Source organism: Ornithinibacillus scapharcae TW25, assembly GCF_000190475.1.
In the GTDB taxonomy this organism is placed as follows: domain Bacteria; phylum Bacillota; class Bacilli; order Bacillales; family Amphibacillaceae; genus Ornithinibacillus; species Ornithinibacillus scapharcae.
On record NZ_AEWH01000006.1, the window covers coordinates 239140 to 250764 of the forward strand.

Below are 11625 nucleotides of genomic sequence, written 5' to 3' on the forward strand. Positions count from 1 at the left end.
ATAAATGCACTGCATAAATTGCAGTGCATTTTCTGTTGTTTATTTTTTCCTGAGTTAATTTAAACCCTTAGTGAACCTCGGAATCCCCTAGAACCATAATACGAATCTGCGCCATTGTGATAAACAAACACATGACCATAGCGGCAGTCACAAAACAGAGCACCACCACGTTCTCGAATATCAGCAGGTGTTTGGATCCAACTGGACGTTTTCAAATCAAAATTGCCAAGTTTATGCAACGAACGGTATTCCTCTTCGTTTAATAATTCAATTCCCATATCTCTTGCCATGTCCATCGCGCTATTTTCTGGCTTATGTTTTTTTCTTGCTTCTAGTGCTGCACGGTCATAACAGATACTCCTACGTCCCTTAGGACTTTCTGCTGCACAGTCATAAAATATGTATTCGTCCTTTTCCTTATCGTAGCCAACTACATCTGGCTCTCCACCTGTTCTTTCCATTTCATGGAGTGACCACATTTTATCAATATTTGTTTCTAATTTCCGTTGGATTTTTTCCCATTCCAGACCTTCATGACGTTTCATATTCACCTCAAAACGGGCTTTTAATGTGTTGAGTAGTAGGTCACGTTCTTCTTGTATTAAATTTTTATTACTCATGTCATAAACCTCCCTAAAATCTATTCTTCAGATTTCCAATCTAGATTACTCTCTTCTAGTAAATTATAAATATTATTTTCACCTGTCACTTTGTAATAATCGAAATCGACACTAATGAACTCCTCATAGATCTCAATAAAGAATAAACCCCCTTGCCCCATAAGTAAATGATATTCATTGTTGTCTTCTTCTACTTCACCAATCCAATTTCGAACCTCGACCTTTTCCATTTCAGAGAATATTTGTTCCATCGTCTGTTTATCCGTAATAATAGCTTTTTCAGAGTCAAGTGCATCTTCTTTTCGTTTAATAATTTCCAGTTCACTAATTTTCTCGTAATCTAGATTACCATATTTTACGAAGACTTCCTCGAGAGTCGATGTATGATATAAGAAGTATAATGCACCCAAAAAAAGAACTATTGACCCCAAAAAGGACACGGACTTCAGTAAATACTCTCTCTGTTTCTTCTGATGCTTATACTCCATATAAGTATCAAATCCATTAGAGAAAACAATAAGAGCAATAATAGATAAACCTAATAAATCGAAATAATCATCATACATAAAGGTACAAATCAAACAAATAATCATCAAGATTAAAACAATACGCTCTACCCATTTATCGGTCTTGTTGATCGGTGTATGTGGATTTATGGATTGAATCTGAAACTTATTGCGTATGTAAAATGAAATAAGATTAGTAATAATATAAACGATGAAACCAAACATAATAAATGATGTAAGCAACTAATTTCCTCCCCAAGTAATCAAAGTGATGACTTCCCCACTTCATTCTAACATAATCTTCCAACAATTTTAAAACACCCTATTTCGTGGTAAAAAATTGACTAGAAAACCAATGTAATTTTCTAGTCATGCACTAAAACTATAGTCCTCTTTTCTTTACTACTGCTTTTCTATGAAAACTCGGCTTAATTTCAGCAATTAATATTGCCATCATTATTAAAATAGCACCCGTAACCATTCTACCAGTCAGTACCTCGTGAAGGATTAACACCGATAATACCATTCCGAAGAAAGACTCCAATGACAGAATGATCGCTCCTTTCGTTGCAGTCGTATAACGAAATGCAATGTTTTGAAATAGATAAGCTATTGTTGTAGAAAACACAGCAAGATAGACAATAGAATAAACCGCCTCCTGCTCTAATGTCGTTGGTATATTCCCTTGAATGAATACACTAAGTACACTGATTGAGGATGCGGTAATAAACTGCATAATTGTCAATGCTATAGCGTCCTCTTTTTGCACAAATCGATTCGTATAGAAAATATCAAATGCAAAGGCAACCGCACAAGCTAGCGATAAAGCATCGCCAATATTAATCGTCATACTTCCTTGTAATGATAAAAAGCCAATTCCGACTAGAGCTAGAATAGAACCTATTGTTTCAAAGCGGTCAATTTTACGCTTATAGATTACTAAGGCAATTAACGGAACAATGACCACATTTACTGCCGTCAAAAACGCATTTTTAGATGGTGTAGTATACTCCAATCCAACGGTCTGTAAGGCAAAACCGATATAAAGAATTGTCCCTAATATTGCTCCCTTCCACACGACTGCTTTTGAAAACTTCTTTAATTTAAACCCAAACAAGAGCATTAATATGAGAGTTGCTAACACGAATCTGCCTGCCATTACTTGATAAGCGGTTAGGTATTCAAGAGCAATTGCAGTTACGACAAATCCGCTTCCCCATACAAACGCTGTTATAAGCAACATTCCATCGCCAATATATTGTTTCATCTCAGATGCCCTTTCTTCTAAAAAAATATTACTACGATTATACAGAATGATGAGAAAATAGGATAGAAAAAGAATTTGGGTTTGCAAAAAATAATAGAGGTGTAAATCGTCTATCTGATTTACACCTCTTTGGCTTTTAAGCTTCCTTTTCTTTTAATACAGCGACTGGCTGCCTTGTTGGCAACATATTAAATACAATGTTTAACACTATTGCTGTAATACTCCCCGCAACTATTCCATTACTAGTTAAGATTTGGACACTTGTTGGCAACTGTGCAAATAGTTCCGGTACTACTGTTACACCTAAGCCCATTCCAACCGAACATGCGACAATCATGGAATTACCAGTTGACTCTCCAATTTCTTTACTTAGCATTTTAATACCTTGTGATATAACCATTCCAAACATTGCAATACACGCTCCTCCTAATACAGATGTCGGAATGATGGTCGTGAAAGCAGCGATCTTTGGTATTAATCCTAAAGCTACCAACATGGCTCCTGCAACAATTATGACCTTACGAGTTTTCACTCCAGTTATCTGTAATAGCCCGACATTCTGAGAATAAGTTGTATATTGTAATGCATTGAAAAACCCACCAATTAATATTGCTAGACCCTCTGCACGATATCCTTTGACCAGGTCACGCTCTGCAAGCTTTTTATCCGTCATGTCACTCAAGGCAAAATAAACACCGGTTGATTCGACTAAAGAAACCATAGCAACTAATGTCAATGTAAGGATTGCTGACCATTCAAATGTCGGCATACCAAAATAGAATAGCTCTGGTAACCGAAAGTAAGAAGCCTCCTGTACAGCTGTAAAATCAACTTTTCCCATGATAGACGCAACAATGGTCCCACCAACTAGTCCGATCAAAATGGATATAGATCGGATAAATCCTTTAGAAAAACGATACATCAAAATAATAAAGAATAACGTACCAAACCCTAAAGCAATATTTGTAAACGAACCAAAATCACTTGCCCCCTGACCTCCACCAAGGTCATTAATTGCAACAGGTATCAAGGTTATCCCGATAATGGTAACTACTGTCCCGGTAACAATAGGAGGAAAAAATCGAACTAGCTTCCCAAATAATCCACTAATAACGACAACAATAAGTCCAGAAGCTATAATTGCCCCATACATCGCATTAATCCCATACTCTCCACCGATTGCAATCATTGGACCAACTGCCGTAAAAGTACAACCAAGTACAACAGGTAGACCAATACCAAAGAAACGGTTTGACACTACTTGAAGTAGTGTTGCAATACCACACATTAAAATATCGATAGCGACTAAATAGGTTAACTGTTCCGGTGTTAAACCGAGAGCACCACCAATTATAAGTGGAACTAGGATTGCTCCTGCATACATTGCCAAAACATGTTGAATTCCAAGTGCTGCTGTTTTCATTCTGTTTCCTCCCTAAAAGTGATTTGGTTACTCGCTAATGACTCAATAATCGCTAATGATTCTACATGAATTCCTTGTTCACGAAGCAAATTTCCGCCAGACTGGAATCCTTTTTCAATGACAGCCCCAACGCCAGCCATGGTTGAATGCGCTTGTTTAACGATATCCATTAACCCTCTTACCGCCTGACCATTTGCCAGAAAGTCATCTATAATCAAAACAACATCTTCTTGATGTAAATGTTCATTCGAAACGGAGATTTCATTGGTCTCTTTCTTTGTAAAAGAGTAGACCTTCGCAGTTAACAAGTTATCCACTAGTGTTAGAGATTTTCGTTTTCTCGCAAATACCACAGGGACACCTAATTCTAGACCTGTCATGACAGCAGGCGCTATTCCTGAAGATTCTATTGTTAGGATTTTTGTTATCCCTGCTTCCTGGAACCTGCGGGAAAATTCTTTCCCAATTTCTTTCATCAGCTCTGGGTCAATTTGATGATTCAAGAAGGAGTCTACTTTTAGTACATCGCTTGAAATGATGCGTCCCCTTTCGATAATTACTTCCTTTAGCAGTTTCATAGATTTCTTTCCTCCTAAGTAGTTGAAAATTATCATCATAGAAAAATAAAAAAAGCCCGGAAACATCACTATAAAAAGTAATGTTTCCGAGCAACAGGTTGTCGAAAAACAAAATGAAATCACACCCATTCACATGGGCGTCATCACATTCGAAGTACTTTTCATAGTCAGTTCATTTACGGTGAACCGGTAGAAACTTGCAGGCCATATCCCTGCGATTATATGAAAATAGTATTGAATTGTTTTCAAGTATACCTGCATATCCAACTGAAATCAAGAGTGATTTTAATGTAAAAAAATTCAGTTTTTGATTAGAAAGCTAATGATTTCCGTATATTGCTAAAGAATCGGAGCATTTCGCAAAAGATTATGTCAACATCCTTTTTGAAACAGCAGTTTTACTAACTAAACATCATTCAATCTTTCTAACTTATCAGGATTACGTACGAAAAAGATGTTTTTCAGCAGATTATCCTGCATTTCAAAGAGCACTGCGAGAATAACATTGTTTTCCGCAAGTACCAAGAGAGCAAGATCGCCATTTAACATCTGTTCTACTATTCTTGTATCCTCGCCAAAATATGGTAGTCGCTTCATTAGACCCATTAAGAAACGAAGTACTCTCTCACTGGATTGAACTGGATATAACGCCGCTGGTACTTTTCCACCACCATCGGAATAAACCGTAATATCTTCGGCTAATAGAGATAGTAATTGCTCCACATTTCCCTCCTGTAACGAAAATAATAGGCTATCCATCATACGGTGATTCAGATTAGATGTCGAATACCCTCCCTGTGGTATACCTAGTTTGCCTTTTGCTCTACTATAGATTTTTCTCGCATTAACTTCCGACTTCTCCACCATCCCAGCAATGGATTGATAATCGAAAGCAAATGCCTCCCTTAGGACATATATAGCACGTTCTACAGGAGTGAGCTTTTCCAATAAGACCAGTAATGCATAGGATAGCAAGTCATTCATGATAATTTGATCTTGTTCATCCTTCGAAACTTTAATAGGCTCTGGCAACCATGTTCCTATATATTGTTCCCGTTGCTTTCTTGCAGATATTAAATAATCCAAGCATTGATTGGTTACCATCTTACAAAGATATGCCTTCGTGTTCTCCAACCGCGAAAGGTCCACTTGATGTAGCTTTACAAACACATCTTGAACGATATCCTCTGCATCACTACTAGTACCAGTTAATTGATAGGCTAATGTAAAAAGCAGTGGTTTGTACTCATCATACATCATTCCTATTTCCATCCGGAAATCACTCCTATGGCATTTTCTTTTATTTTATCAAACTAGCAATATCCCAGGTTATTTTTCTAATAAATAGACCAAGTTTTCCGGAAAAAATCAGTTGAAAAGGTGATAGCTTAACCCACACTAGACCTTGTTTATCTCCAAGTCCAAAGCAATACGTCTTTATCGGGGTACGATGTTTAGGTGCTTTCCTTTGACTTAAATCAGCCTGAATAATCTTCCCTAATCTTCTAGCCTGAATCGTTGCTTCCTTACAAGTCATTGTATCTTCTACCATGGTTTTAGGATCATAGATTTTCGTACAATCACCTATACTATATATTCCTTCCCTTTGAGTTACTCGGTAGGATTCATCCACCTTCACCCGCCCTTCGTTCGTTAGAGGTACCCCCCATTTAGCTAATGATGGATTTGGGATTAGTCCTGTCGTCCATATCGTTAAACCAGTTGGAATATAGCCCCCACCCTCTAGCTCTAACATTCCTGCATTTTCTCTTATCGCCCTCTCATGATGGAGTACAATAACTCCTATACTATTAAGCTTTTCCTCCAATCTTTTCCCTACTTTATCTGGACCTTCTGGAAATAACTTATCCTTTGAATTTATAAGGATAATATTTACGTTATTTGGATGGATAGAATAACATTCTGCCGCTTCCCTCATTTTCTCTGCTAGCGCAGCAGATGTCTCAATACCACTAATTCCTGCGCCAATAATCGTAATGGTAAGGAGTCTCTGTCGTTCATTTTGGTTCTCAGTCTTCATAGCTTGTTGCATATTTTCCTGCCAGCGCTGAAGAATTAACTGGGCATTTTTTTCACATGATAATGTTAGTCCTCCTAATGTTGGATGGACTTCCTGGACAATACTTCCCACGGCAATGACAGCAATATCATAATTTACATGGTGTTCCATTCCCTTTTTGTCGTGTATTCTAATCAATTTGTTCTCATAGTCAATTCCACTTACTAAGCCCTGTAAAACATCTACTCCCATGGGAAAAATTTGTTTCCATGGTATTCTGATTTCCGAATGAGTAGCTGCTGCTGGCTTAAACAGTAGAACCTTCCTAATGTGATGTGGCATAGGATCAATTAAAATTATTCGTAATGAACGGTGTTTCACTCTTCTCTGAATTGACTTTATAGCATGAATCCCGGCATATCCGCCACCAATTATGACACAAGTTAGTTCGCTCATTATTCGCAACTCCATTCTATTTTTATAAACAAAACGAATTAGGAATTGATTTCGTGACAATAAAAATAAGGATAAGCAAATTATCGCTTATCCTTATTTTTCAATTATACATTTTATTTTTTAATACGCTACAGGATACGCTACCACTTTGCAATCCAGTTCTAATTCTTCCGAGTCACGTTGAACGGTTAATTTCACTGACTTATCAAGGTCCTTACTATTCAATAACCTTTCAAATGATTCATAACCAGTTACTTCATCTTGGTCTATTCCTAAGATAATGTCTCCCGCAATTAATCCAGCTTGCGAAGCTACAGATCCCTCCATAACTTTGGAAATCTTAGTACCCATACCTTCAGAGTTTGAGGAATGAATAATACCAATCCATGTTCGCCATAAATTCCCTCTATTATCTTGACCAATTTCATAAACACTTTTTAGATTTTCTAAAAATTGTCCCGTACCAAATAACATATTTTCCTTTGAAGCTGCGTCCATTTCAGCTAGGAAAGAAGCACGGTACTCAATACTAACACGGATACCATTTTCAACGTTTTCTAATTCTGTTATTGTTGTGAAGTCCCCATCAGCACTTTGAAGAACAAAGCGTTTAAGCTCTTCAATTTCTGTAATGATTCCTTCACTCGTTGCCCCCCAGCCATGATTCATGAAAAGTTTTCCACCAACTCTAAAATCAACCTCTGCTTCTTTTGTGTACCAACGATTTAGATGCTCCTCCTTTGTAAGGGCATCCCAAACCTTTTCAAGTGATGCTTGAACTACAATTTCTCGCTTTACGGAATCTTTGACTCTAGTCATCTCGCTCTTCTCCTTTTTCTACATAATTTTTTAAACTTACGAGCTGTCTGTCTAGTAAATCTTCGATGTAGTGAAGCATTTCATTGTATGCTAGTTGCAATCTTGTACTGTTTAAGGAGTATAACCGGTATTTTCCTTGAACAGATTCTGAGATAATTTCTTCTTCTAAGAGGATTGTTAAATGCTTCTTAATTGCTGGCTGAGAGATTTCAAATGCTTCGACAATCTCTTTTTGTGACTTGTTGCCATCTTTAAGCATGCTTAGAATTCGCCGTCTAGTTGGGTCACCTAATGCTCGGTAAACGTCTGGCACTTCACCCTCACCTCAATCATATAACCTTTTGGTTATATATAGAATAACAACAGAAAAAGACGCCGTCAAGTACTTTTTAAAAAATTAGACAATGGACACAAGACTTTAAATGGAATGCATGTTATCCTTAAGATAAGAAATATGTATTTAAAGGAGTTTATAGATGAAGAAGCTCGCTTTATCAATTTTTTCTGTAGTCCTTTTCCTATCTGGCTGTGGTCTACTTGAAGAAACTCAAAACACGCTTGATTATGCAACAGAAGCAACCGATTACCTGAATGAGTTAAATACTTTTGCAGAGGAAGTTCAAAACTTATCAGAAGGTGAGAATATAAATATAGAGCAATTGGAAAGCAAACTAGCCACTCTCGAACAGTCTATAGAAAGTTTTAATACGCTGGAAGTTCCTGTCATAGCAGAAGGCATCCATGAAGATATATTAGCTAAGAATGAACAACTATTAAATATTATTCATAACGCACAGGAAAATGGAGAGCTTGTATTAGATGAGATACAAAATGGTGAGTTATATCAAACAATTGAAAGCTTCACCAATTTTATGAATCAGATTGAGCAACTAGGGCTTTAAAGATGTAAAAAGGATTAGACATTCTAATCCTTTTTATTTGTTTTCATACTATCTTTATTCAAAAAACTCCATATGATCTTTTGTATCTCTATAATAAGTTAATCTGTCTTCTAACGTACCCGTATGCAACTCAAATTTGTGACCATCTGGATCCGTAAAATAAATGGATTGTTTATCACGAATATCGCGTTCCCTGCCAGGTAATATCGTAACCCCTAAACCTTTTAACTTTTGATTATAACTCTCAAAGTCTCTCTCTTCAATTGAAAATGCAATATGTGTATAGGAATGGTGTATCTCTGTTCTAGATATATCCTTCTCCTCATTTAAGGCAAGCCATAGACCATTCAAGTCAAAGTATGCTGTTGTTCTTCCTTTAACCAATAGTTTGGCATCAAAAACCTGTTGATAAAATGCTATTGATTCTTCTAAATTAGAAACAGAAAACAAAATATGATTGATAGACCCCAGCTTCATCTTATTCATCCTTTACCATTACATTAAACTTAGTACTTCCTCTTGAGAAATCCTGTACTTTTAAGAAGCCGAGATTTTCATATAAACGTATAGCTCGTATATTAAAATCTGCAACCGTTAACCTCAAGTTCCCTGCATATTCATGGCGGATCTCTTCGATAATAAATTCCATAAATGCTTTCCCTAGCCCTTTTCCAGTTAAATCAGGTCTCATTCCTAACCCTAAATCAAGATAATCACCATCATATGCACGATATTCATGACCAACAGGCACTTGAGCATCTTTACCTGTACAATAAAACCCCGCTATTTTGCCATCTTTTTCAATCAATATATAATTTTTACTGGTTAATTCCAGTATTGCCTCACCTGACAATACTTGATTGTAAAAATCATACGGTTTATCGTATTTCCATCCTAAAATTTTAATCGCAGATTTTTCTGTCATTCTCTTTGCTATCCACATCAAAAGTGCAACCTCTACTCTCCTCTTATTTCAAAAACAAGGACATATACTCCTCGTCATAATAGACATTTTTTATAAGTAATGCTTTCTCCTCTATCCCAAAAGTCTTAAAACCATATTTTTTGTACAGTGCTTTTGCCCCCAGGTTAATTGATACAACCGTTAAATTTATTTTCTTAATTCCACCCATGTTCCTAGCTTGTTGAATTGCTTTCTCTAATAGTGCTTCTGCTATTCCTTTCCCTCGCTCATTAGGTGTAACATACATGGCGAAAATATTCGCCTTATGCTTTAGTTTTGTCTTCGATTCAGGAGATAACGTTACCATTCCGACCAGTTTCCCATCTTTAAACGCCCCAAAGTTATAACTTGCTCCTAATCTGAACTTCTCCTCATATTGTTCAACTACAAGTTTATTTTGAATAATTTCTTCATAACTTTGAGCAAATGCTTCCGGATTTTCTTTAAGCGCTTCTAGACGGAGTTCATAATATTGCTTTGCATCCCCCGGTTCTAATAAACGAATCATACCTATCAATCCCCCAAACATATCCCTATTTAATTATTCTAGTTAAGATCTAGAAAACCCTTCAAATTTTTCGATTTTTATCTTGATTAGGAATATATGTTCGTATATAATGTAAAAAAAAGGAAGTGATTAGGATGCAAACAGCTTTGATTCTAGAAGAGTCCTCGCCTTATGTACCAAATATATTTGTTAATGCATGGGAAATGTTAATCCAGGAGATGTTTCACGAATTTACTCTTTTCTTTGCACCAGAAATTTATGATGAAATTGATTTTAGCAATCCACCTCAATTCCTTCACCAAGAACACCTACAGGAAGTTATACAAGGAGAGCCAAGACAAAACGTCTATACTCATATTATTATTGCTAAGCTTAGAAATGGTAAGGAAAAATGGATCTTAGTTCATTTCAACTTCAATAATCATAATGAATCACTACGAAGACGTATGTTTCATTACTTTTATCGCATCTATGACCATTTCAATCAAAAAGTATATCCGATTGTACTCGTCTATCAAAAAGAACACAACAGAATTGATTACTATGATTATCACTATTACGGTACAAGTATTATTTACAAGTATAATGTGTTTTCTGTTTTGGAGCAGGATGTATGGAAATTAGAAAAATCCTCTAACCCCTTTGCAGTAATAAACCTAGCAATCATTTATTCTAATTTTGCAAAAGACCAATTATTAATCAGATTCTTCTTCAAAAAAAATCTAATGATACATGTACTGAACCGATTTGCATCATTAAACCAAACATCCAAAACAGCACTGCTCCAGTACATCGACATCGTCTTCCAATTACCTGATCATCTTCAACATAGGCTAAAGGAAGAAATTAAGATAATAACGAGGCAAATAAATAGCCTGTAATTTTACTGTTGGGTGTGATTATTGCCGGTTGTAAACCAGCAATAATCTTAGAAAGGGATGTTCTTCTCTTTACATTGAGATGTAATTTTTTATTTCGGTATAGGGCTCAAATGTTCATGAACAAGCTTCCATTGTCCATCCGCATTTCTAATAAACACATTAGTAGCCCTACCACTTCCCTGAACAAAAGAACCTTGGTAGTACCCTTCGTATTGGTAAGTATAGATACAGGTAGCTGTATTATCTTCTTCTACTATCCAGTGGACATCTGTTGCCCGATAAACTTCATCTTTTATAGTATCCCACGCATTTTCAAAGTATTGACCGATTTCTTCAATGTTCATGCAGGTCTTATTTGAAAACCAATACACTGCCTTTTCATCTAACCATTCACGTACCTTTTGGAAGTCATGTGTATTCGTAGCAGCGATGTAGTTAGCTAAAGCAGCCTTATATCCCATGTCTATCCACTCCCTCTAAGATATTCCTGTATTTTTCAATTTCCTGGATGATTTGCCTTAGATCAGGTCTTAGCATACGATTATCTAACGACTTATTTAAGGATAGAATGACACTTTCTATTAAGAATCTTCTAGGATTATTGGATAAGAGTTCTTCCTTTAAGAAGAGTAGAAATTCTATCTGATGCTTATCAGCCTTTTTAGCTAACTTTTCAATTCT

15 protein-coding genes, 1 pseudogene and 1 riboswitch are annotated in these 11625 nt (G+C 36.2%); of the genes and pseudogenes, 2 read left to right on the top strand and 14 right to left on the bottom strand.

Annotated elements, in window-relative coordinates; translation table 11 throughout:
• Positions 1-59: 59 nt before the first annotated feature.
• From G5W_RS0102515 to G5W_RS0102555, 9 genes are all read right to left on the bottom strand, one after another.
• A complete protein-coding gene (locus tag G5W_RS0102515; RefSeq protein ID WP_010093905.1) occupies positions 60-620 on the bottom strand; it encodes a DUF4256 domain-containing protein in 561 nt (186 codons plus the stop codon).
• Between the two features lie 20 nt (positions 621-640).
• Positions 641-1369, bottom strand: coding sequence for a DUF4181 domain-containing protein (locus G5W_RS0102520; RefSeq protein WP_010093907.1), 729 nt, complete (start codon positions 1367-1369; stop codon positions 641-643).
• A gap of 139 nt (positions 1370-1508) precedes the next feature.
• Positions 1509-2393, bottom strand: coding sequence for a DMT family transporter (locus G5W_RS0102525; protein ID WP_010093910.1), 885 nt, complete (start codon positions 2391-2393; stop codon positions 1509-1511).
• Positions 2394-2529: 136 nt separating this feature from the next.
• Positions 2530-3816, bottom strand: a complete 1287-nt coding sequence (locus G5W_RS0102530; protein WP_010093911.1) for a nucleobase:cation symporter-2 family protein — start codon at positions 3814-3816, stop codon at positions 2530-2532.
• Entirely contained in the window at positions 3813-4394 is a 582-nt protein-coding gene (locus tag G5W_RS0102535; protein ID WP_010093913.1) for a xanthine phosphoribosyltransferase, read from the bottom strand. The genes G5W_RS0102530 and G5W_RS0102535 overlap by 4 nt, the downstream gene beginning before the upstream one ends.
• Before the next feature lie 144 nt (positions 4395-4538).
• Positions 4539-4640: riboswitch (purine riboswitch) on the bottom strand.
• A gap of 159 nt (positions 4641-4799) precedes the next feature.
• Positions 4800-5666, bottom strand: coding sequence for an RNA polymerase sigma factor SigJ (gene sigJ, locus G5W_RS0102540; protein ID WP_010093917.1), 867 nt, complete (start codon positions 5664-5666; stop codon positions 4800-4802).
• A 28-nt stretch (positions 5667-5694) separates the two neighbouring features.
• The gene (locus tag G5W_RS0102545; protein WP_010093919.1) at positions 5695-6870 is read right to left on the bottom strand and encodes an NAD(P)/FAD-dependent oxidoreductase; all 1176 of its coding nucleotides are present in this window, start codon (positions 6868-6870) and stop codon (positions 5695-5697) included.
• 120 nt (positions 6871-6990) lie between these two features.
• Complete coding sequence (locus G5W_RS0102550; protein ID WP_010093921.1) at positions 6991-7689, bottom strand: SRPBCC domain-containing protein; 699 nt, start codon at positions 7687-7689, stop codon at positions 6991-6993.
• Positions 7682-8002, bottom strand: coding sequence for an ArsR/SmtB family transcription factor (locus G5W_RS0102555; RefSeq protein ID WP_010093923.1), 321 nt, complete (start codon positions 8000-8002; stop codon positions 7682-7684). The genes G5W_RS0102550 and G5W_RS0102555 overlap by 8 nt, the downstream gene beginning before the upstream one ends.
• Positions 8003-8165: 163 nt before the next feature.
• Here G5W_RS0102555 and G5W_RS21890 point away from each other — a divergent pair, with 163 nt between their 5' ends.
• Positions 8166-8591 (top strand): DUF6376 family protein, encoded by a 426-nt coding sequence (locus G5W_RS21890; protein WP_010093925.1) that lies wholly within the window; start codon positions 8166-8168, stop codon positions 8589-8591.
• A gap of 54 nt (positions 8592-8645) precedes the next feature.
• Here G5W_RS21890 and fosB read toward each other — a convergent pair whose 3' ends face one another.
• From fosB to G5W_RS0102575, 3 genes are read right to left on the bottom strand one after another with little or no spacing between them, the layout of a single operon-like run.
• Entirely contained in the window at positions 8646-9068 is a 423-nt protein-coding gene (gene fosB / locus G5W_RS0102565; RefSeq protein WP_010093927.1) for a metallothiol transferase FosB, read from the bottom strand.
• Position 9069: 1 nt separating this feature from the next.
• Complete coding sequence (locus tag G5W_RS0102570) at positions 9070-9534, bottom strand: GNAT family N-acetyltransferase (RefSeq protein WP_010093929.1); 465 nt, start codon at positions 9532-9534, stop codon at positions 9070-9072.
• Positions 9535-9559: 25 nt separating this feature from the next.
• Complete coding sequence (locus tag G5W_RS0102575; protein ID WP_010093931.1) at positions 9560-10063, bottom strand: GNAT family N-acetyltransferase; 504 nt, start codon at positions 10061-10063, stop codon at positions 9560-9562.
• Between the two features lie 134 nt (positions 10064-10197).
• On the opposite strand from G5W_RS0102575, the gene G5W_RS0102580 reads away from it, so the two are divergent.
• Positions 10198-10944 carry a hypothetical protein gene (locus G5W_RS0102580; RefSeq protein ID WP_010093933.1) on the top strand — a complete coding sequence of 249 codons (747 nt, stop codon included), beginning with the start codon at positions 10198-10200 and terminating at the stop codon, positions 10942-10944.
• An 89-nt stretch (positions 10945-11033) separates the two neighbouring features.
• Here G5W_RS0102580 and G5W_RS0102585 read toward each other — a convergent pair whose 3' ends face one another.
• On the bottom strand, positions 11034-11405 hold the full coding sequence (locus G5W_RS0102585) for a YybH family protein (RefSeq protein ID WP_010093935.1): 372 nt from the start codon (positions 11403-11405) through the stop codon (positions 11034-11036).
• Positions 11395-11625, bottom strand: a pseudogene (locus tag G5W_RS23680) (hypothetical protein); the annotation flags it as partial. The gene G5W_RS0102585 and the pseudogene G5W_RS23680, both read right to left, overlap by 11 nt.

Coding starts and splice junctions, on each gene's coding strand:
- G5W_RS0102570 (WP_010093929.1), bottom strand. CDS start 9,534: ATGTGGATAGCAAAGAGAATGACAGAAAAATCTGCGATTAAAATTTTA.
- G5W_RS0102550 (WP_010093921.1), bottom strand. CDS start 7,689: ATGACTAGAGTCAAAGATTCCGTAAAGCGAGAAATTGTAGTTCAAGCA.
- G5W_RS0102585 (WP_010093935.1), bottom strand. CDS start 11,405: ATGGGATATAAGGCTGCTTTAGCTAACTACATCGCTGCTACGAATACA.
- G5W_RS0102530 (WP_010093911.1), bottom strand. CDS start 3,816: ATGAAAACAGCAGCACTTGGAATTCAACATGTTTTGGCAATGTATGCA.
- G5W_RS0102580 (WP_010093933.1), top strand. CDS start 10,198: ATGCAAACAGCTTTGATTCTAGAAGAGTCCTCGCCTTATGTACCAAAT.
- fosB (WP_010093927.1), bottom strand. CDS start 9,068: ATGAAGCTGGGGTCTATCAATCATATTTTGTTTTCTGTTTCTAATTTA.
- G5W_RS0102535 (WP_010093913.1), bottom strand. CDS start 4,394: ATGAAACTGCTAAAGGAAGTAATTATCGAAAGGGGACGCATCATTTCA.
- G5W_RS21890 (WP_010093925.1), top strand. CDS start 8,166: ATGAAGAAGCTCGCTTTATCAATTTTTTCTGTAGTCCTTTTCCTATCT.
- G5W_RS0102575 (WP_010093931.1), bottom strand. CDS start 10,063: ATGATTCGTTTATTAGAACCGGGGGATGCAAAGCAATATTATGAACTC.
- G5W_RS0102515 (WP_010093905.1), bottom strand. CDS start 620: ATGAGTAATAAAAATTTAATACAAGAAGAACGTGACCTACTACTCAAC.
- G5W_RS0102525 (WP_010093910.1), bottom strand. CDS start 2,393: ATGAAACAATATATTGGCGATGGAATGTTGCTTATAACAGCGTTTGTA.
- sigJ (WP_010093917.1), bottom strand. CDS start 5,666: ATGGAAATAGGAATGATGTATGATGAGTACAAACCACTGCTTTTTACA.
- G5W_RS0102545 (WP_010093919.1), bottom strand. CDS start 6,870: ATGAGCGAACTAACTTGTGTCATAATTGGTGGCGGATATGCCGGGATT.